Genomic DNA, 22,133 nt, shown 5'->3' on the forward strand with positions numbered 1-22,133 from the left:
TAAATAATAATTGATATTTATCCATTAGCAATACTATATTATCCTTTTTTTAAATAATTATAATAATAATGATTAATTTTATATTATGAAAATATTTCCTTTTAAAATACCAAAGCCTAATGATGATGCCATAATTTATCAAGAAGATTATGAGTTTGTCTTCTATGACAAGCTGCATCAACATCAAGAAATTCAATTAAGTTATATTGCTGAAGGAGAAGGTACTCTTATTGTAGGAGATACCATTAATAGCTACAATAAGGGAGATATTTTAGTATTAGGTAGTAACTTGCCTCATGTCTTTAAAAGTGAAAAATCTGATACCAAATCTTTGATGCTATCTTTATTCTTTACTGAAAATTCTTTTGGAAATAATTTCTTCGATTTAGAAGAATTAGAGATTCTTAAATCTTTTTTTAACAAAGCTTACAATGGACTCAAGGTAATTTCGCCCAAAGCGCAACAAAATTTTGTAAAGCTTAAACATCAAAATAAGTTTGAACGTTTTATTAATTTGCTACAATTGTTAGAAATTTTACAAAGCGAGAAATATCTACCTTTATCTACATTTACCCATGAAAAGCAATATTCTGAGACCGAAGGAAAACGTATGAGAAATATTATGGAGTATTCTATAAATAACTTTCAAAGTAATATTTCATTAGATACAATTGCATCTATCGCAAACATGACAAAAAATGCTTTTTGTAAATATTTTAAAAAGCGAACCAATAAGACATATATACAATTCTTAACTGAATTAAGAGTTGAAAAAGCATGTAAATTACTTTTAAACTATAAAGATTCTTCAATAAATGAAATAGCTGAATTTTGTGGGTTCAATAACCTTTCAAACTTTAACAGACAATTTAAAAAATTGAAAAATACAACTCCAAAATTATATAGAAATAAAAAGGACGCTAATTAAGCGTCCTCTTATAATAATATTTTAACCTTTTTATTTTGAAAGCTCAGGAACAGAGGTATAGATATAATCTCCATGCACTCTTGTAAAGTACTTTTGCCCAGATTTATCCATTTCTTTTCTTTTTGTTTCATCAGACCAATGAGCATTATAAAGCTCACCATTCTTTTTAAACATTTTATCTAAAGCATCTAAAGATTCTACAGCAAAAGCTTCTAAAAATTCGGTTCGGTCACTGCCCCAAGCATGAGCAAGAGGATAATAACCTTTTATATGTTCGTTTTTATGAAATACATTTTCAACATACTCTTTATTCAATTTGTCAAATTCTTCTTGAGTTCCATCTTTTGGAAATGCAAAATGACTTCGGCGAACCAGCCAAACAGTTTCTTTATCAGTTGGAGTCATAGCCTTTACATAGGGCATGGTAGCATAAATTTCATCTGAATGGTCATTAGAATAATAAGCGTTTCTTCCTTTGAAATAGGCTTTTCTAGCATCCTCATCAGCCCATGCTTCTTTAACTAATTCTGCTGTTCTTTTCGCAGCTTTGTCTATATCTTCCCAGCTTGCAAAAGACTGTACACTTACCACCTCTGTATTATCTGGTGTAAAGCGGTGCATATAAACACTAGATGCCATTATATGCTCATTCTTTTTTATAACCTTATCTAAAAAATCTTTTTCAGTAGCTATCCATTTGGCTTTATCAAAATCTTGATAATCCATATTCCAATGGTTCGTTGTGATTACTACATACTCGGGAGCTTTTGGTGTTTCTTCTTGTGCAAAACTTATTGCACTACACATTACTAATAGCAACAATGTTACTACTAGGTTTTTTCTAGTTGTTCTCATAATTAATATTCAAGTTTGGTTAATATTCTAAGTAATATGTACAACTGTAGGTTAAGGGTTACCTATCATTTCGAGCACAGAACCGGCTACATATAAGGTGGGTAAACTTACTGATGTAAACAAATATACGAAAAAATTATTAAGTGATTGATTTTAAATTAGTTGTCAGTTATCTGAATACTTATTATTTACTTTTTTTATTAAGAATTTGGTTTATTAAAAATTTTATTTCTACATTTGTAGAGTTAATTCTAACATTGTAGAGCATGAAATTATCAAAAACCGAAGAAGAACTTATGAATCATTTGTGGAAACTTGAAAAAGCTTTTATGAAAGATTTATTAAGTGCTTATACAGAACCTAAACCAGCTACTACCACCATAGCAACGTTATTAAAAAGAATGAGTGACAAAGGTTTTGTTGGTTACACACTATATGGAAAATCAAGAGAGTATTACCCTTTAGTTAAAAAGTCGACTTATTTCTCTAAACATGTAAATGGATTAATTAAGAACTTTTTTAATAACAGTGCTTCTCAGTTTGCATCTTTTTTTACTTCAGAAACCAATCTTACAAAAGAAGAACTTGAAGAGATCATTAAGTTAGCTGAAAAAGAACTTAAAAAGAAAATGAAATGATTCTATATTTAATAAAATCTGGCATCTGTTTACTGTTATTAATAATAATTTATCACATATTATTGGAGCAGGAAAAAATGTACAAATTCAATCGATTTTTCTTATTAGTTGCAGTACTATTTTCGCTAACTATTCCTTTTTTGGAATTAAATTTAGGTTTTATTTTTTTCGACCAAAAAAAAGCTTTAGAAGGCATTCAAATAATAAACACTACATCTGAAGTACAATTAGATCTAGCATCTCACTTTTTTATCTGGGAATATTTTTTTATTAGCCTATACTTTTTAGGGGTATTATTTATGCTTCTTAGATTTACAAGGAATATCTATAAAATTTGTTCCTTAAGAAAGAATGAAAAATTAATTAGAAAAAATGGATACTCGTTGGTATTATTAGAAAAGCTCCTTCCACCTCATTCATTTTTTAATACAATATTTTTGAGTAAATCATTATATGATAATGATAAGATTGATTCTTGTATTCTTGAGCATGAATTGAGTCATATAAAACAAAAACACACATTAGATATTTTATTCATTGAAATTGTTCAGATTGTTTTTTGGTTTAATCCGATAATTTATTCCTACAAAAAAGCTATAAAACTAAATCATGAATTTTTAGCAGATGATTCTGTATTAGAATCAATTGAAGATTCGTCAATATATGTTAATACATTACTTAAAAATATTTTCCGGAATAACCCAAGCTACTTGGCCAGTAGTATAAATTATTCATTAACTAAAAAAAGGTTTATTATGATGACAAAAAATAAGTCAAAAACAAAAATGTTATTTAAACAATTACTTCTAATTCCATTATTCATGTGCTTCATATTATTATTTAGCACTAGTGTAACGGCGCAAGAAAAAGGTGCTTCTAGAGAGCTAATGAAAGAATATACCTCTAAAACTAAAGATAATATAATAAAAAGAAAAGATGTTAAACGCTTAGAATATATTTACAGCTTAATGTCGGATAAACAAAAAAAGAGTGTAACTCCCATTCCTCCAGAACCTCCAAAAAAGACAAAAGTTTATAAAAGAAAAGATGGTAAAGTTAACTCTCCAGATTCGTCACCATTACCTCCTTTCCCTAGAGATGCAAAATTTTATATTAATGGGAAAAAGGTTTCGATTGACAAAGTGGAAAAATTAAGTGTAGACAAAATAAAAAGTGTAGATATAAAAAAGAAAGATGGTGAAAAAAAATCAGTATATATTATATTAAAATAATTACAACTAAAAAGCCGCTTTAATTTATGCGGCTTTTTATAATTGCTCTCTTAATTTTCTAGACATTTTGGCCACAACCAAATCGTAAGAATGATCAATTAATTTTCTAATTAAATTAGAAGGTAAATTTGTAAACTCAACTGTATTCCAGAGTCTTTTGTTCATATGATAACCACCATATATGAGTCCATTATGTTCCTCGCGAAGTTCGATTGCCCATTCTGGGTCACATTTTAAATTTACTTGAGGTGGCGTTCTTTCTAACCCAGTTAAGGCAAACATTTTACCTAAGACTTTAAATACTAGCGTTTGCTCGTCAAAAGGAAATTCTTCCGTAACACCCTTTTTATTTAAGCAATATTCTCTAAGTTCTTCTATATTCAATATGATCAGATTTTTTAAACTTACAACAAAAAGTTATGTTGATAAAAATGCATTTGCTAACTTTAAATCTTCTGGGGTGCCAATATCTAAGCAAGTGCCTTCCTCAAAAATAACACTCTCAACTTCAAAACCACTATTTATAGCCGCTCTTATCACATCACCTACATATATTTCACTATCCCTTAATTCTTCAGGGGAATTATCTCTAGTTAAGTCTAAGACATAAGAGTTGAAAAACTTAGAAAATTCAGTATTCCACACAGCACAAAACCAACCGTATTTTAAGCTTTTATCCGTAGTCGATTTTATAACTAATCTTTTAATTTTAGAATTCACATCATATTCAACCATATCCCATTTTTCTGGGCGATTAATTGGCATAACGCCTAAAACAATTGACGTATTCGGGTTTGACGATAATATAGCTAATAATTGATTATATACTTTTTTTGGCTTAAACAGGATATCAGGAAAGCCCAAACAAACTATTTTGTCTTTAATAAAAGCGTAAGCCGTATTTAATGAAAAAGGAACTCCGTAATCTACATTTGCAAGATGATAACAGAAATTTAAATCAGCATATTTAATATTATTATTGTAATGTGAGGGTATATCCCATTTCCCCTCTTTAATAATTAAATGAAAATTTTCTATTCCAGCATCTTTCATGTGGTCAATTAAATAACTACTAACGACCTTTTTTTGTCCTGCCAATTCTTCATTTGGGCCAACAGGATAAAGCTCTTTACTAAAAGGTAATGCGCCTAATCTTGTAGCACTTCCTGCACAGGGAATTAAACCAACTATATCACTCATATTTCGTTAGTTAATTTAAACTAGTTTTATAAATCAATTCTCTACAAGTACAATAGTTTCCTAATTTGAAAATTGCAATTTCTGATGATGAAAAATTAAATATTTTATTACTCTCAATAACATCACCAACGCCAATGGTTATATGTGGATTAAATTGTGAGGGATTTATGTGTAAATTCGAGTAATCTTTTATCCAAGATATTGTTTTTTCTTCTACTTCTTCAGAATTAACCAACATATTATTCTTGATATCATAGCTTAAATACCTCCATAGGTTTTTCATTACTCTCTCATGCAATTCCTGAATTTTAATATTCTTTTTTATTTTTAGCCACAAAATGTTTTCATTTTTTGAAACAGCTTGTACACTTAACTTTCCTTGAAAATTAAATTGTGAATAATCATTTGATACTTGATCAATAAATTTTATAATTTGAGGCAGATCACTTTCATTAACCCCACCCATACACAATGAAATATGAGGTTGATTAACTACCTCTCCTAGAATAATTTCATTTTCATTATCTATCAATAATTCTCTATTGATTTCAATTACCTTGTCTGTTATTTCTTTTTCGGGTAACAATACTATGTTAACAGCAATTCTTGAAATCTTACTCATTTATTCTTCAATCTGATATAAAACAGGCTTACTTGGCGAAGCATCATTTTCAAAAGGGGCGATCTGTAGATTTAGAAAATAAGTACCATCCTTAACACGGTTTGGTACATAAATCAACTCGGTAATCGTTGCGTCTTTGCGTAGTTTTCCTGCAGTATTCCAAAAAGCATTGTGTGATGCTAGCATACCTTCGTCTTTCTCTCTATCAACACTAGGCAAATCAATCAATAAATGTTTCACTCCTTTCTCCCTCAAATAAATGGCAGCTTCTTCTAATAAATATGGCCAGTTGGTATATGAATAATGTTTATTTAATTTTTCTTTAGTGTTAGGCATAGTACGAATAACAACTGCATCACGTTTTTTATTACCCAAAACAAATTGAATTTGTTTTTTAGAAATTACAAAATCATTATTAAAAGATTCTGGAGCAACAGTTATTAACTCAGCCAAAAAGAAAAACTGCTTTAAATTTTTGTTTATAGAATGAACTTTTTCGGTAATATGCCCTACACATTCTGTATGTGTACCATGAGCATGTGGATTAAATTCTATATTATTAAAATTAATTGACGCTCCTTTTTCTACACTAGCTACCCAGTTGTCTAACTCTACAGGTTCTATTGTTGGCTTGTCTATATACCAGACATTAACATTTTCTTTAGAAGCTCTTAAAGGGATAGAAATGTCTATAGGTTTAAACAAGTCTATTTTGTGTTTTTTAGAATTGTAATCAATCGTAGCAATCATATCTCAAATATACTAAATCATGAACAAGTCTGAAGCTAATCCGTCTACTAAAAATTTTCCTTTTTGGGAAGCTTTTAATTTACCATTAGAGTTTAAAATTAGCCCTTCTTCAATAAATTTTTGAGTTGTTTGTAGTAATTTTTTCTTAATGGGAAGTCCAAAATCTTGCTCAATTTTTTCTAAGGACACACCCCAAATAGTGCGTAAACCAGTCATTATGTATTCATTGAATCTGTCTTTTTCACTTAGGGTTTCTATTTCTTGCGGAATTATTCCTTCTTTGATAGATTTTATGTACTTAATATTATTTGCAATGTTCCAGCTACGCTGTTTTCCATTAAATGAATGTGCCGAAGGGCCAATACCTAAATACAATTTGCCTTGCCAATAACTAGTATTGTGCTTAGAGAAATAGCCTTCTTTACCAAAGTTTGAAATCTCATAATGCACAAAACCTTGTTCTCCAGTTTCTTCAATTAAAATATTAAAATGTTGCTCAGCAAGCTCTTCAGAAACAGGTGGATATTTTCCTTTTTTAATAAAAGAATCTAAAACTGTATTTGGCTCTACCGTTAATGCATAGCTCGAAATGTGATTTATGCCTAAATCAAATGCCTTTTTTAAATTTTCCTTCCAACGATCATTATTCATATCTGGAATTCCGTAGATCAAATCGATCGTTATATTATCAAAGTAGCGGGTAGCTTCCTCCAAACATAGTTTAGCTTCTTTAGAATTATGCACTCGATTCATAGCTTTAAGATCTTCATCAAAAAAAGACTGTATACCAATACTCAATCGATTAATTGGTGACTTTGCTAATTCAATAATCTTTGCGCTTGTTAAATCATCTGGATTTGCTTCTAAAGTTACTTCAGTGTTTTCAACTACTTCATAAATATCACAAATAGTATCTATTAATAATTGTATTTCATTTGTTGTTAATAAACTTGGCGTTCCGCCTCCAAAATAGATAGTTTCAATAACTTCATTTGATAATTCATCCTTACGTAGAACCAATTCTTTCGTAAGTGCTTGTATCATTCCCTTTTTCCGTGAAAGTGAAGTGGAAAAATGAAAATCGCAATAATAACAAGCTTGTTTACAAAAAGGAATATGAATATAAATTCCGGCCAACTATTTTATCTTTTTAGGGTTGTTCTTTACAAAACTTGCCCATCCTGAGTAACTTTTTCCTACCTCAACTCTATCAGCATTGTAAAAATGACAAACGGCAGCAGCCAAGCCATCAGTAGAATCTAAATTTTTAGGTAATTCTTTTAATTGTAATGTACTTTGTAACATTTTGGCAACTTGTTCTTTACTAGCATTACCATTACCGGTAATTGCCATTTTAATTTTCTTTGGAGAATATTCGGTTATTGGTATTTGCCGTGAAAGTCCTGCTGCCATGGCAACACCTTGTGCACGGCCTAATTTAAGCATAGACTGCACGTTCTTGCCATAAAAAGGCGCTTCTATAGCTATTTCATCTGGGTGATAAGTTTCAATTAATTCTATTGTACGCTCAAAAATAATTTTAAGCTTAGTATAGTGATCTTCATACTTTTTTAGATGCAATTCATTCAACTGCATAAATTTCATTTGCTTATTAACCACTCGAATTAACCCAAAGCCCATAATAGTGGTACCTGGGTCTATGCCTAATATTATTTTTTCTGAACTCAAATAAAAAAGATTACTTTGCAGCAATGTACAATTCGTTGCCATACAAAACTAAACAATTCTTGTTTCTCTTAGTAAAGTTGGCTATTATATTTGGAGCTTTTTATTTTATCTATGATAAGATTGTACATAGTGACCAAATTCAGTTTTCTGACTTTTTAGAACAATTAGAAAAAAGTATCTCATCAAGTTCAAAAACTATTTTTATCCTTGCCGGATTTACTATCTTAAATTGGTTTTTTGAAATTATTAAATGGAAAACGTTAGTCTCAAGTCTTAAAAAAATTACGTTTTTTGAATCTTTACAGCAAAGCCTCGGTGCTCTAACAGCTTCATTATTTACTCCGAATAGAATAGGCGAATATGGGGCAAAAGCTATTTATTATAAAAAAGGAAATAGGCGAAAAATTATGTTGCTGAATCTTTTAGGTAATATAGCTCAAATGTCTACAACCATTCTTTTTGGAGTTATTGGGTTAGTTTATTTTTTAATGCATTATTCTGTCGATATTGAAGTTTTTAGGTTACGAAAATTAGCATATATTCTTGCTTTTCTTATCGCTTTCATATTTTTCGGTAAAAAATTTGGCTATAAAAAAATTAGAGGATTTTATATAGATAAAATTGTTAGTTATATTAAAGAACTACCTTTTTCACTTCATTTAAAAAATGGTTTTTTTTCTGTTATACGATACCTCATATTTTCATTTCAATTTTATTTTTTATTAACTGTTTTTAATATTCAGATCGATTATATTACTGCAATGGTATTTATTTCTAGCATGTATTTATTAGCTTCTTTAATACCAAGTTTATCATTTTTCGATTGGCTCATTAAAGGCTCTGTAGCAGTTTGGGTATTTGGATTCTTTCCTGTAAACGAACTCATTATAGTAACGATTACATTATTAATGTGGATGCTTAATTTTGCTATACCAGCCATTTTTGGCAGTTATTTTGTATTGAATTTTAATTCAACATCAATATTTGAAAACAAAAAAGATTTTTAGTGATTGTATTAGCACTTATCATAGCAATTAGTTACTATGCACTTATTAGTGCTTTTATTGTTGGTTTTGATCGTATTAAAGAATTTAAAACTGTAGAAGAAACTCCTAAAAATTGTTTCTCTATTTTAATTCCTTTTCGGAATGAAGAACTCTTTTTACCAGAATTGTTAGAGAGCTTGTTTAAACTAGATTATCCTAAAGATCAATATGAAATTATTTTTATTGATGATGAGTCCCAAGATAGCTCAGCTGATTTGATTAAACAGTTTTTTGCTAACGAACAAATTGACATTAAAATTTTAAAGAACAAGAGAAAAACAAATTCACCCAAGAAAGATGCTATTAATATAGCTATTAAAGAAGCAAAATATGATTGGATTATAACAACTGACGCTGATTGTGTTGTTCTAAAAAATTGGCTTGTTTTATTTGATACTTTCATAGAACAAAATCAGCCTAAAATGGTTGTGGCTCCTGTTACTTATTCAAACATAAATTCCTTTTTAGATAGATTTCAGTTATTAGATTTTTTGAGTTTACAAGGAACAACGATTGGTGCCTTCGGAATTAAAAAACCTTTTCTCTGTAACGGCGCGAATCTTTGCTACAGCAAATCAATTTTTAAAGAGGTAAATGGATTTGAAGGTAATGAGATCATTGCAAGTGGTGATGACATATTCTTATTAGAAAAAATAGCGAAAAAGTGTCCAAAAAAGGTTAAATATTTAAAATCAAATGAAGCAGTAATAACTACAAAAGCTCAAGCTAACCTTAAAGAATTGATTAATCAGCGTGTTCGTTGGGCGGCAAAATCTACAGGATATCAAAATGGCTTTAGTAAGTTTGTGGGAATATCAGTACTTGCCATGAATGTGATGTTAATCATACTTACTGCCCTGAGCATTTTTGGTTATTTTAATTGGTTATATCTATTATTAATATTTCTGGCGAAGTTTACTGTTGATTTTATTTTAATTACAAAAACTGCCACTTTTTTTAATCAAACAAAAGGATTAACGGCAGTGTTCTTAAGCAGTATTGTTTATCCGTTTTTTAGTATGTTTGCTATTATAGCTTCCTTAACTATTGGATATCAGTGGAAAGGAAGACAATTTAAGCAATAACCAGAATCTGCATGTCCATACTTAATTATAACACATCTAACCCTGCATTTAGTAATTATGTGTGGAAAAATTATCGTTCTAAGGCTACACGGATGACCTTAGGAGGAATTTTTGTTAAATCATTTTTTTGCTTGATTTTAGTTGGTATTACCACTTGGTATGTATGGGATTTAGTCAACAAAGGTGTTGATGTAAAGTGGTATACAGCTAGCGGAATGTTAGCTGCAATTTTCTTCAGTTTATTGACTTCATTTAAGCGTGTCTGGGCACCATTTACTACACCATTATATGCCTTAGCTAAAGGATTTTTTTTAGGTGGTATTTCGGCTTATGCCGAGAATCGATTTCCAGGCATGCCAATGAAAGCAGTAAGTATTACTATTCTAACTTTTTTTGTAATGTTAATACTTTATAAGGCAAGAATTATTATAGTTACCAGACGTTTCAGAAGTGTTATAATTTCAGCAGCGATTACTATTTTCTTTATTTATATTATTAATTGGATACTGACCATTTTTGGATTAAGCTTACCTTTTGTTTGGGGTACTTCTTGGTTTGCAATTGGTTTTAATATTATCGCAGCCATTATAGCTTCTTTTTCTTTACTGCTTGATTTTGATTTTATAGATCGTAAGGTCGGTAGAGCGCCTAAATATTACGAATGGGTTGCAACTTGGGGATTACTTGTAACATTAATCTGGCTATATATTGAGGTATTAAGGCTTATGAAAAAATTGGCAATCAGGTTTTAATTTGTTCTAACAACCACAGCTAGTTTATATTGTGATTTTATAGGAATTCCTCTTTTTAATGCTGGTTTAAGCAAGGGTAATTCATCAACACTAGCTTTAATTACACTATCTAATTGAGGTATATTTTCTTGAATTACTTTAGGAGAATCTATCGAAACAACTTTAGCTTTTCCGTTATTATTAATTAAAAGATTTACATAAGAAGAATCATTAATAGTTTCCTTTACTTCATAATCAATTCTATTTAAAGAATTTGACAAACGCTCAACTAAAACATTTTCAAAACATTCTTTTTGAGATTTCTTTTCGGTAAAATCCTGACAATTAGAAAATAAAGGGTACGCATCCACAGAAGTGTAATCTATAACAGTATCTAAAACTTTAAAATTATTTGCGGTAGTAGTATTAGACGATGTAGTATCGCAAGAAAAAAAGAATAAAATCAATAAAATTGCCGCTACCGTTCGCAAAAACATTGTTAATTAATTGACTATGTGAAAGTACAATTTTTTTGCTTTTGTCTAATCTAGCTTTTCACCATTTATAAACAAAGTTTTTTTAATCTCTTTAATACGTCTTTTTACAAAACCTGTTTGTTCTTTATCTTTATTCTCAAATTTATCTAAATATTTTTCGTAGTGCTTTAATGCTATCTTTTTATCTTTATAATATGAGTCAGAAACCAACGCCAATTGATACAGCAAGTTATAATTTTTATGATTATTTTCTAACCCTTTTTCAAAGGCTCTTAGTGCTTTTTTAGGCTGTTTCAATGCTAATTCTGTCTTCCCTAATTTTAAATAATTCTTATCTACATCTGGTCTTTGATTCATTATTGAAATTGTATACATAAATGCTGCAGATTTAAAATCTTTCTTAGCTTCATAAACTAGCCCTAGATTATAAGCTATACTAGGGTCTTTAAAATCTATCTGTTGAGCTCTTTTTAAAGATGCTTCAGCTTTATCATAGTCTTTCATATTCAAATAAACCAAGCCATACAATTGATAAGTAAACTTAGTTTTAAAGCCTAAATCTTCAAGTTTTTTAAGATAAATTATAGAGGTATCAAAGTCTTTGTTATAAAATGCATCTTTTGCTTTTAACTGATTAAAATTAATACTTCTTGGATTTATCTTTAAGCCTTTATCTATAAACAAGGTAGTAGAATCTTTAAATTTTAGATCTCTATAAAACTTAGCCAGATTGTAAATACTTTTTAAATGTGTAGTATCAATTCTATATGCATCTAAATAACTATTAATACTATTAAGAAAACCTTTTCTACCTAATTTTTCATAAGCTACACCTAATTGATAGGGGTAATTAGGGTTTGCTTTATCTTTGTCACTCAGTTCTTCTAACAATTCAATGCCTTTTTCAACTTTTCGCTCACTTATATAAAGTTTAGCTAGTGTATATTTTAACAGTAAATTGTTAGGGTTTACAGCTAAGATTTCATTGTATAGTTCAATAGCTTTATCGGCATTACCAACAAACTGGTAACTTTTACCAATTTGCTCTTTAATCCTATCAGAAGGCTGCAAAGTATAAGCGCTTTTGTAAAACTCAATGGCTTTAGAATGATTGCTAACTTTCTGATAGATACTTGCAATCTTTTCTAATTCTTTAACGGTAGGTTTCTTTTGTTTTTGCAATTCAGATAAGGCTAATTGATAATTACCAGTTTTCATCAAACTATCTGCAATGTTTAAAACCGAAGTCTGTGCCTCGGTTTTAATTAGAATTGCTAATAATGTAATGATTAGGAGTTTCTTTTTCATAAAATTTTAAATTCAATCTACCTCAAAAGAAATTGGTAAAGTATAGGTTACTCTTACATCTTTATTAGTATGTTTACCCGGTTTCATGTTTGGTATATCATAAATTATGTTCTGAACTTGATTCTCTAATGTTTTATGTGGGGCTCTAACTCTTACATCACTTATCGTACCGTCTTCTTTTATTCTAAACTGAGCATAAATACGCTTTTTACCAGAATTTAAACCTAATGATTGAGCAACAGAACTATCAAAATTATTTTTAATGTGCTCTGTAATTTTTTCTTCAAAACATTTCCTTTGATTTTCTGCGTCTTCACAACCAGGGTAAACAGGTGCTTGGTCTACTTTTGCATAGGGTACTACATCTGAATTTTCATAATTGTTCCTCTCTTTATATTCTTGATATTTCTTCCAATCAAATACTTGCATAATTGATTTATTACCATCTTCAGCAACGAATATTTTAGTAGTCACATGATCTCCTTTAAACATACCTCGACTGTAAGAATCAAATTCTCTTTTTTCATCTGCAGATAAGTTTTCATATTTTATTTCCTCACCATCTGGTTTAGCACCAAACATATACATATCAAAATATCTCTCTTTCTTAGATTTTATTTCTCTACTTTCGATTTTATCACCATCACCTAAATGAATTGTAACCAGTCTTTTTTCATTTTTTTTCAATACCTGTTGATTGAATTCTTCTTTTTCACAAGAAGAATAAATAATCATTGCAGACAATATTGGAAATAACAATAAATATTTGAATTTAAATAGCTGTTTAGACTTACTTTTATTCAGCATAATGATTCGTTTTTTAATTAATGAATGTTTAAAAAATGTATTAATAAATGATATTTTATAAGTGCCGAAAGAAGTAGCTAGTATGTTTTGAAAATAAGCAGACCTATTTTCTTCTTTAATAGAATTAGCATCAGCAATATATTCGTGTAGCTCAGAAATTCTGCTTTGGTAGATATAGCTAAAAGGATTAAACCAACACACAATTTTTTGCAGTTCAAAAAATAACAGATCTATTGTATGTTTTTGTTTAACATGAACTAATTCATGCGCAATGATATCACGCATATCTTGTTGAAGTAATTGCTTGTCCAAAAAAATATAGTTGAAAAAGGAAAATGGAATATTTTCTTCTAAATATACTAGTTCATAATCTTGTATTTTTTCTTTTTCATTCTGATTAATAAGTTTAATTATTTTTAAAAGATTACTGATGAAAACTACTACACTAAACAACACTCCTAAAATAAAAATCAACTGTAATGAAGTAAAAAGTAAAGATGACCAATCGAATTGCTCTTTTATAACTGTTTGTGGTGACAATACAACTTCAGGCAAGAGAATGCTGTATTCATGAGGTACAATTTCACTTACTTGTCTTATTTTAATTAACGGTAATATATAGGCCAAAACTGACGTTACTAATAAATAAAACCGGTTCCATTGAAAAAATGTTTCTCTTTTTAATACCAAGTCATACACAACTAAAAATAGTGTTTGAAACAATAATACTTTTACAAAATAATCTAACATAGTCTTACTTTTTAGAATTCATTTCCTTTAAAATAGCTTCCATTTCTTTTAAATTCACATCATTCTTTTCTACAAAAAATGAGACCAAACTTTTAAAAGACCCTCCAAAATAATTATCCATCAATTTGTGAATACTTTGGTTACTATAGACTTCCCTTTCAATTACCGGATAGTATTTATATCCTTTACCAAAAGGATGATGATCAACAAATTTTTTGCTTTCTAAAATTCTAACTATTGTAGAAACGGTATTATAAGCGGGTTTTGGGTTAGGAAGTTTTTCGATTATTTCTTTAACGGTGCATAATTTTAATTCCCATAAAATCTGCATGACTTGTTCTTCTGCTTTTGTTAATTGTCTCGACATTTTTCAACTAATTTTTTAGTTCAACAATACAAATATAACTAAATAGTTAGTTTAAACTAATTTTTTAGTTGAAAACATGTAACAAACTGCTTATATTTACGTCTAGTAGACAAAAACTATGGATATATTATTATTAATTTTAGGGCTTGGCTTAATGTTTTTAGGTCTTATTGGCTCTTTTTTACCAGTATTACCAGGGCCTTTAACTGGCTGGTTAGGTTTACTAATACTACATCTAACAAAGGTAATTCCTATGGATTGGACGGTTCTTGGAGTTACCTTAGCAATTGCAATTATAATTTGGTTACTTGATTATTTTATCCCAGCCATGGGAACCAAAAAATTTGGAGGCAGTAAATATGGTGTTATTGGTACAACTTTAGGGTTACTAATCGGTTTGTTTTTTGTGCCAATTCCTGGTGGATTTATAATTGGGGCTTTTATTGGGGCTTTAGTTGGAGAAATGATTCACGATAGCAAGGATACCAACAGAGCATTAAAAGCGGCCTTTGGTTCTTTTTTAGGTTTTTTAGCTTCGGCCACACTAAAGTTTCTAGTTAGTTTTGGGTTCTTAATCTATTTTGTAGTTATCGCTTGGAACCACAAAGAAGCATTTTTTGCTTAAAATAAAAAAGGCTCTCAAAATTGAGAGCCCTTATTATATCATGAAAAAAAGTCTTAAATAGTATTTTCTTTTTTAGCAATTTTCCCTTTCGGTAAAAATTTATTTTGTTAACGTCGCTTGTAACATTGTTACGTCTATAGAACAACAATCTCTATTTTTTTCCTACCTATTTCTAATAAATTTTTAAATTAAATTTTAATTTGCTGTATTTCAATTATTTAAACATTAATTTTTTATGTCTTAAATTTATAACAGTTAACTTATCCCCTTCAACCAAATGAAAAATTTATACTATGTTTTTATAATTAGTATTCTTTGCTATCATTTTTCATTTGGCCAAGCTTCAAAAATTGATAGTTTAAAAGGTGTTTGGAAAAAAAACTCTCAGCCAGATTCGATATATTTTGATACAGGTTTAACTATATTGAGATTACAATTCAGACAAAACTTAGATTCCGCCAGAAGTACTGGAATAAAACTTTTAGAATTTGCAACCGAAAAAAGTAATCTCAGCTGGCAAGCTACGGCGCATAGAAATATCGGAAACACTTATGCTGTACAAGCAAATTACCCTAAAGCCTTAAATAAATTCATTAAAAGTCATTCAATATTAAAAGCCATTGGTGACAAAAAAGCTATGGCAACAACACTAAATAATATTGGGTTGATTTATTATGAACAAGGTAATTATCCTGAAGCTCTTAGTAATATGTTAGCCGGGCTCAGGCTTTCAGAAGAATTAAATGATAAAACGAATTTAGCTAGGGTTTCAAATAATTTGGGTAATGTTTATTTAAGACAAAAACAATATGAAAAAGCTCTGGAATATTATCTATATGCATTAAATGTGAAAAAAGAATTAAAAGATAAGAATACTATTTCTTTTGCTTACAATAATGTGGGGCTGGCTTATCAAAACTTAAAAAATTATGAGCTCGCTATAGAAAATTTACAACAAAGTGTTAATGCGGCAGAGAAGATCGGAGATAAGAGGTCTTCATCACGCGCCTACAGTAATCTAGGCGAGGTTTACTATGAAAAAAAAGATTACAAAAGTGCTTTAAGCTATTTAAATAAAGGGATTAAGATTAAACAAACAATTAATGACCGTCATGGTCTTGCTGCTGCATTTTTGTATAGAGGAAATGCTTATTTAAGCACTGATAAATTTATCCTTGCAAAAAATGATTGCCTAAATAGCCTTTCTTTAGCAGAAGAAATAAACTTGCTAATAGCTCAAAAGGATGCTTGTCTATGCCTTAGTAATGTCTTTGAAAAAATTGGCAACACGAACCAATCATTAAAATATCATAAACAATTTGTTAAACTACAAGATTCACTATTCAATGAAGAAAAATCTAGTGAAATTGCGCGTCATGAACTTCAATATGAGTTTGATAAAAAACAATTAGCTGACAGCATTGCGTATCACAAAGACAAAGCCCAACAGGAACTTTTATATGAACGAAATTTAAATAGCGAGAAAAACAAATTAAACATAATCATCTTTGGCGTACTAGGGTTATTGCTAATTGGCGGAATTTATTGGAGATCACGTCAGAAAAGTATCAAATTAGCTAGAGAAAGAGAACAAATAAATCAACTTTTAGAAGTAGACAAACTAAAAGATGAATTTCTAGCCAATACTTCGCATGAATTACGAACTCCTCTTACTGGAATTATAGGTTTAACTGAATCTTTAAAAGATGGAATAGCTGGTCAATTACCTAGTGCGGCAATAGAAAATTTAGATATGATCGCCAGTAGTGGTAAAAGATTATCGCATTTAGTAAATGATATTTTAGATTTCTCTAAGCTTAAAAACAGAGACTTAGTTTTAAACTTAAGCCCTGTAGATATTTATGCTTTAACTACTATTGTTATAAAACTTTCTAAATCTTTGCTTACATCAAAAAAAGTTGATTTAATAAACAATATTTCAAAGGATATTTCTTTAGTCAGTGCTGATGAAAATAGATTACAACAAATTTTATATAACCTAGTTGGAAACGCAATTAAGTTTACAAAAAAAGGCACAATAGAAGTTTCAGCAAAAGAAATTAATGATCAGATTCAAGTTATAGTTTCGGATACCGGAATTGGCATCCCAAAAGATAAACATAATTTAATTTTTAAAGCATTTGAACAAGGTGATGGCTCAATAGTTCGAGAGCATAGCGGGACAGGGTTAGGGTTAACTGTAACCAAGCAATTAGTAGAACTACATGGAGGCACTATTAATTTTGAATCTGAAGTTGGAAAAGGAACCTCATTTATATTTTCACTCAAAAAAAGTACCTCTAAGCATATAGATTTAAAGGATAAAAAAACTGGTTTATTTGAAAAACAATTACAAAAAGTACAGCCAACATCTTATAATGAAAATAAAGCAGAAGTAATAACCTCAGCTCCTAAAGCTAATGCGCTTAAAATTCTAATTATTGATGATGAACAAATTAACAGGAGGGTCTTACAAAACCATTTATCACTAGCAGGTTATCTAGTTAAAGAAGCAATAGATGGTAAAGAAGCATTATCCTTTCTTAAGCAAGGCGATCAATATGATCTTATCCTTTTGGACATTATGATGCCGGGTATGTCTGGTTACGAGGTATGTGAGACCGTTAGAAAAAAACATAGTGCAAGTGAGCTACCTATTATTCTGTTAACAGCAAAAAACAGAGTAAGCGATTTAGTAACTGGGTTCAATGCTGGTGCTAACGATTATCTTACTAAACCATTCTCTAAAAATGAATTACTTAGCCGTATCAAGACTCATATTAATCTTAAAAATATTCATAATGCTACCAGTAAATTTATTCCAACGGAATTTTTAAAGTCTATAGATAAAGACGCCATTACTGACGTTGTTTTAGGCGATCATACCCAAAAGGAAGTAACTGTTTTATTCACCGATATACGGGGTTATACCAATTTGGCTGAAAGCATGACTCCTGAGCAAAATTTTAAATTTGTGAATGCCTATGTTAGTAGGATGGGCCCTTTAATTCAACAAAACAGGGGTTTCGTAAATCAATACTTAGGTGACGGCATTATGGCACTTTTCCCTTATCAGCCTTATCACGCTATACAAGCGGCCATAGATATGCAAAAGAAACTTACAACTTATAACAAAAAACGAATTTCTGAAGGTTATAAACCGATATCGGTTGGAATGGGGCTACATACTGGCCCTTTAGTAATGGGAATTATAGGAGATATTAAAAGAAATGATACTGCTATTATTGCAGATACTGTAAATACTGCTTCAAGAATGGAAGGATTAACTAAACATTACGGTGCTAATATTATTATAAGCGGTAATAGTTTAGAAGGTATTGAAAACAAAGAACAATATAACCTACGTTATCTAGGTAAAGTACAAGCCAAAGGAAAAGGAAAAATAATCGATATTTATGAGTGCTATGATGGCGATGGCTTAGAACAAATAGAGTTTAAAAAAGAATCACTTAAAAATTTTGAAAAAGGATTAAAACATTTCCTTAACAAGGAATTTCCTAAAGCAAAAAAAGTATTTGATAAAGTTTTAGAAAAGAACAATCTTGATGTAGTTGCTAGTTATTTTGCACATAAGTCTAAAATCTATTCTAAAGAGTCACCAAAAGATTGGGAGGGCGTTAATATGATGGATGAAAAATAGCGGTAACCTTAATTGATTACCGCTATAAATTATTTTATTTTAATCTATAAGTCCTTGTCCTTCTATATAAGGTGCACCTGCTGTTTTCAGGTCATTTTCGATCGCAGGAAGCTCGGTCGTGTTAAGTGGGCCTAATTGTGATTTGATTTTTGTTAACAATGATTTGGCCGTAGAAAGAGCGGCTCTGTGATTTCCGGTAGGCCCATATGTATTTGATAGAGCTACCATACCTATGAAACCGGCATTATTCGGTGTTCTTGCCGAGCGTTCACCGATTTCTCCCTTCACTTTATTTCCATTAAGAGCTTTATCAATTCGCAAAAGCGTAACTCTGGCATCATTAATTCTGGCAATTAGAGATGGAGTTGATTTTGTTGCTTTATCGGCCGCTCGTTGCATGGCATTCACTTGCTTTAAATTCTTCGCCAAAGTAAGATTGGTTGCTCTCAGGTCTTGCTGAAATTTCACCACTTCATTTCTGAAACTATTGATTTCATCAAATGACTTTCTAGGTAACGCACCCTCGTACATCGGAACTACTTTAAACGATTTAGGGCCCTGTAACGTTGTGGTTTTTCCATCAATACGTTTTACAAGAGTGGCCGTATAATCTCCCGGAGTAGCCATAACTCCTCCTCCACCAAAGAAATTCGGTTGTGGTGGTGGTGGGTCTAATCGTTCGCCGCGTTTACTCGTATGATCAAGCTTCCAATTAACACGATTAAATCCTTTTTTATTTGTTCCTTTAACAGTGTTTACCAAATTACCATTTGCATCTCTAATCAGTACTAGAAGTTCTGGGCCTTGTTGGTTCTTTTCTGCTTCAAGAGCTTCCCAACCCGGAAAGTTGGTGCTTCCTTTCTTTTCACGTTCTTTTCGAACGTCTTTCAAAGACTTCAATTTTTCAGGCATATAATAGGTAAATACCGCTCCAAAAGGAGGGTTTTTAGCAATATACTCTGCATCACCCTGACTACCTACCCTATTTGATTCTTTATACCAATAAACCGGTTTAATTGAGAACAGTGTTGCCTCTGACGAATTCATTGATGAATTAAACTCACGAATTGGAGAAATATCATCGAATACAAAGAACCCCCTACCAAAAGATGCCGCTACCAGATCATTTTCTCTACGCTGAATCGTAATATCCCTAAAAGAAATTGTTGGAACGCCACCTTTTAATTTGATCCAATTTGTCCCGCTATTTTTGGTGAAGTAGATTCCATCTTCGGCCGCCAGGAAAATTAAATTCTTATCAACATGGTCTTGTACCAGACGCCACGTCAATAAACGTGCTGGAAGGTTGCCATTCATTAGCGACCAGGTTCTACCTTTATCTGTACTCTTGATCAAATATGGTTTATAATCGCCATATTTATGATTATCTAGTGCCGCATATACAGTATTAGCATCAAACAAGTCTGCACGAACATCATTTACAAAAGGGATTGGCGGTAAGCCTCGAATATTACCTAAAGAAATCTTACGCCAAGACTCTCCTCCATTTTCGCTAACTTGTATAATACCATCATCTGTACCTGCATACAATAAACCTTCTTGTTTTGGTGATTCTGCAAGAGATGTAATCGTATTATAATTCGACATCGCACCTACATCCCATGAATTATCCCAGCTCTGCTGTTTGCCATACATTGGTAAAGTGATACGGTCTTGGTTTAGGGTTAGGTCTTTAGATATTGGAGTCCAGTCATCACCCCTATTATTAGAACGCCATACACGTTGAGAAGCCACATAGATTCTGGTGGGGCTATGTGGGCTCACAAGAATTGGCGCATCCCAATTGAAGCGCTCAGCAGGATCATCTTCTTTACCCTGAGGCTGTATATACACCGTTTCTCTGGTCGTATTATCGATTCGCCATAAAACCCCTTGCTGAAATTCACCATAACTAATGTTAGGGTTACCGGGTTCTGTTGCACTTTGATGACCATCGGCTCCGAGGGTTTTCCACCAATCTGCATTGGCTATACCATCTGAACTTGTAGTACGAGATGGACCTCCATGAGAACCATTATCTTGCGTTCCACCATAGATATTATAAAACGGAGCTGTATCATCTACAGCAACCTTATAATATTGAGTAATAGGCAAATTTCTAACATACTTCCAACTTTTCGTTAAATCAAAACTTTCATAAAGCCCACCATCTGTACCAAATAACACATAATTCGGGTCGGAAGCTTTAAATGCCATCGCATGACTATCAACATGCTTATTGCGTTCGTTCATCTGTCGATATGTTTTACCATGATCGTCTGAGATGATCACTCGATTATTCATTAAGAATAGTTTTCCTTCATGGTGTGGTGATGCATAAAGTTCTTGATAGTAATGTGGGCCTGTACCACCTGAAACTGCGTCTGATTGCTTTACCCAAGATGTACCTCCATTATCAGACATAAATATGCCCCCTTTTTTTCGATCTAATTCTATAGCAGCATAAATTACCTCAGAGTTAAAAGGAGAAATTGCCAATCCAATTTTACCAAGGTTAGATTTAGGAATTCCATTCGTAAGTTTCGTCCATGTTTCGCCTCCATCAGTACTTTTATGAATACCAGAGCCCGGTCCTCCACCCAAATAGGCTGCAACTGTACGTTGGCGCTGCCAAGTTGCAGCGTATAATACATCTGGGTTATTTGAGTCAATAACAAGGTCAGTTGCGCCGACCCATTCGGCATCACCCAATGTTCGTTTCCAGGTTTGTCCACCATCTTTAGATTTATAAACACCTCTCTCACCTCCTTTACTCCAAAGTGGGCCTTGCGAGGTCACCCAAATAGTATTAGAATCTTCTGGATGTACAATAACATTAGAAAGGTGCTCTGAATTTTTCAGACCCATATTCTTCCAGGTTTTGCCATCATCATGGCTCACGAAAATACCATCACCATAAGCAACATGACGACCTCCAACATTTTCGCCTGTGCCTACCCATATAGTATGATTGTTACTTGGGTCAATGGCAATACAACCTATTGAATAGGTCGATTCATTATCAAAAATGGGGTTCCATGTTGTTCCTGAATTTGTAGTTTTCCAGACACCTCCGGAACCTACAGCAACATACCATATATTCTCATTTTTAGGATGAATTGCAATATCTGCTATCCGGCCAGAAGTAAATGCAGGACCAAGATTTCTAAGTTTTAAACCTGAGAAGGTTTTTTCGTTAATTTGTTGTGCGTGGAGAGGAAATGTTATACCATACACAAATATGAATAGTATTAACATTTTAGATAGATTTTTCATTGTATTTGAATTAGTTGAGCTTTTCGAAAGAAATTTAGTTAATTATTAAGCAATTTAGTAAAATTG

Annotated in this window: 20 protein-coding genes; 8 read left to right on the top strand and 12 right to left on the bottom strand. The window is 31.2% G+C overall.

Translation table 11 applies throughout. The annotated features are described in order from the left end of the window. The first annotated feature begins 85 nt into the window (after positions 1-85). On the top strand, positions 86-928 hold the full coding sequence (locus AC3IF2_RS10225) for an AraC family transcriptional regulator (protein WP_489167017.1): 843 nt from the start codon (positions 86-88) through the stop codon (positions 926-928). Between the two features lie 30 nt (positions 929-958). Here AC3IF2_RS10225 and AC3IF2_RS10230 read toward each other — a convergent pair whose 3' ends face one another. Further along, a complete protein-coding gene (locus tag AC3IF2_RS10230) occupies positions 959-1,783 on the bottom strand; it encodes a hypothetical protein (RefSeq protein ID WP_489167019.1) in 825 nt (274 codons plus the stop codon). A 266-nt stretch (positions 1,784-2,049) separates the two neighbouring features. Between AC3IF2_RS10230 and AC3IF2_RS10235 the strand changes: the two genes are divergently transcribed. Together AC3IF2_RS10235 and AC3IF2_RS10240 are read left to right on the top strand one after the other, a co-directional pair. Next, on the top strand, positions 2,050-2,421 hold the full coding sequence (locus AC3IF2_RS10235) for a BlaI/MecI/CopY family transcriptional regulator (RefSeq protein ID WP_489167020.1): 372 nt from the start codon (positions 2,050-2,052) through the stop codon (positions 2,419-2,421). Positions 2,422-2,858: 437 nt separating this feature from the next. Further along, positions 2,859-3,653: a M56 family metallopeptidase gene (locus tag AC3IF2_RS10240; protein ID WP_489167021.1), complete on the top strand. Its 795-nt coding sequence runs from the start codon at positions 2,859-2,861 to the stop codon at positions 3,651-3,653. 36 nt (positions 3,654-3,689) lie between these two features. On the opposite strand, the gene AC3IF2_RS10245 is transcribed toward AC3IF2_RS10240, so the two are convergent. The 6 genes from AC3IF2_RS10245 to ruvC are packed head-to-tail and all read right to left on the bottom strand — an operon-like array spanning position 3,690 to position 7,914. Next, positions 3,690-4,037 (bottom strand): MmcQ/YjbR family DNA-binding protein, encoded by a 348-nt coding sequence (locus AC3IF2_RS10245; protein WP_489167022.1) that lies wholly within the window; start codon positions 4,035-4,037, stop codon positions 3,690-3,692. Between the two features lie 33 nt (positions 4,038-4,070). Beyond that, the gene (locus AC3IF2_RS10250) at positions 4,071-4,853 is read right to left on the bottom strand and encodes a sugar phosphate nucleotidyltransferase (protein WP_489167023.1); all 783 of its coding nucleotides are present in this window, start codon (positions 4,851-4,853) and stop codon (positions 4,071-4,073) included. 10 nt (positions 4,854-4,863) lie between these two features. Further along, a complete protein-coding gene (locus AC3IF2_RS10255) occupies positions 4,864-5,475 on the bottom strand; it encodes a hypothetical protein (RefSeq protein WP_489167025.1) in 612 nt (203 codons plus the stop codon). After that, on the bottom strand, positions 5,476-6,225 hold the full coding sequence (locus tag AC3IF2_RS10260; RefSeq protein WP_489167026.1) for a cyclase family protein: 750 nt from the start codon (positions 6,223-6,225) through the stop codon (positions 5,476-5,478). 12 nt (positions 6,226-6,237) lie between these two features. Further along, on the bottom strand, positions 6,238-7,362 hold the full coding sequence (hemW, locus tag AC3IF2_RS10265; protein WP_489167028.1) for a radical SAM family heme chaperone HemW: 1,125 nt from the start codon (positions 7,360-7,362) through the stop codon (positions 6,238-6,240). Then, positions 7,363-7,914: a crossover junction endodeoxyribonuclease RuvC gene (ruvC, locus tag AC3IF2_RS10270; RefSeq protein WP_489168003.1), complete on the bottom strand. Its 552-nt coding sequence runs from the start codon at positions 7,912-7,914 to the stop codon at positions 7,363-7,365. Positions 7,915-7,973: 59 nt separating this feature from the next. Here ruvC and AC3IF2_RS10275 point away from each other — a divergent pair, with 59 nt between their 5' ends. From AC3IF2_RS10275 to AC3IF2_RS10285, 3 genes are read left to right on the top strand one after another with little or no spacing between them, the layout of a single operon-like run. Continuing rightward, complete coding sequence (locus tag AC3IF2_RS10275; RefSeq protein WP_489167029.1) at positions 7,974-8,921, top strand: hypothetical protein; 948 nt, start codon at positions 7,974-7,976, stop codon at positions 8,919-8,921. Beyond that, positions 8,921-10,045: a glycosyltransferase family 2 protein gene (locus AC3IF2_RS10280; protein ID WP_489167030.1), complete on the top strand. Its 1,125-nt coding sequence runs from the start codon at positions 8,921-8,923 to the stop codon at positions 10,043-10,045. The genes AC3IF2_RS10275 and AC3IF2_RS10280 overlap by 1 nt, the downstream gene beginning before the upstream one ends. 11 nt (positions 10,046-10,056) lie before the next feature. Continuing rightward, complete coding sequence (locus AC3IF2_RS10285; RefSeq protein WP_489167032.1) at positions 10,057-10,797, top strand: Bax inhibitor-1/YccA family protein; 741 nt, start codon at positions 10,057-10,059, stop codon at positions 10,795-10,797. Here AC3IF2_RS10285 and AC3IF2_RS10290 read toward each other — a convergent pair. The 4 genes from AC3IF2_RS10290 to AC3IF2_RS10305 are packed head-to-tail and all read right to left on the bottom strand — an operon-like array spanning position 10,794 to position 14,505. After that, positions 10,794-11,273 carry a hypothetical protein gene (locus AC3IF2_RS10290; RefSeq protein WP_489167034.1) on the bottom strand — a complete coding sequence of 160 codons (480 nt, stop codon included), beginning with the start codon at positions 11,271-11,273 and terminating at the stop codon, positions 10,794-10,796. The genes AC3IF2_RS10285 and AC3IF2_RS10290 overlap by 4 nt on opposite strands. Positions 11,274-11,318: 45 nt before the next feature. After that, a complete protein-coding gene (locus AC3IF2_RS10295; RefSeq protein WP_489167036.1) occupies positions 11,319-12,581 on the bottom strand; it encodes a tetratricopeptide repeat protein in 1,263 nt (420 codons plus the stop codon). 12 nt (positions 12,582-12,593) lie between these two features. Beyond that, positions 12,594-14,138 carry a M56 family metallopeptidase gene (locus tag AC3IF2_RS10300; protein WP_489167038.1) on the bottom strand — a complete coding sequence of 515 codons (1,545 nt, stop codon included), beginning with the start codon at positions 14,136-14,138 and terminating at the stop codon, positions 12,594-12,596. Between the two features lie 4 nt (positions 14,139-14,142). Then, entirely contained in the window at positions 14,143-14,505 is a 363-nt protein-coding gene (locus tag AC3IF2_RS10305) for a BlaI/MecI/CopY family transcriptional regulator (protein ID WP_489167040.1), read from the bottom strand. Positions 14,506-14,623: 118 nt separating this feature from the next. On the opposite strand from AC3IF2_RS10305, the gene AC3IF2_RS10310 reads away from it, so the two are divergent. Next, a complete protein-coding gene (locus tag AC3IF2_RS10310; protein WP_489167042.1) occupies positions 14,624-15,130 on the top strand; it encodes a DUF456 domain-containing protein in 507 nt (168 codons plus the stop codon). Positions 15,131-15,407: 277 nt separating this feature from the next. Then, positions 15,408-18,791, top strand: a complete 3,384-nt coding sequence (locus AC3IF2_RS10315; RefSeq protein WP_489167044.1) for a tetratricopeptide repeat protein — start codon at positions 15,408-15,410, stop codon at positions 18,789-18,791. Positions 18,792-18,830: 39 nt separating this feature from the next. Here the strand turns inward: AC3IF2_RS10315 and AC3IF2_RS10320 are convergent, their stop codons facing one another. Next, complete coding sequence (locus tag AC3IF2_RS10320; protein ID WP_489167046.1) at positions 18,831-22,067, bottom strand: WD40/YVTN/BNR-like repeat-containing protein; 3,237 nt, start codon at positions 22,065-22,067, stop codon at positions 18,831-18,833. Positions 22,068-22,133: the final 66 nt, after the last annotated feature.

The organism is Maritimimonas rapanae (assembly GCF_057837205.1).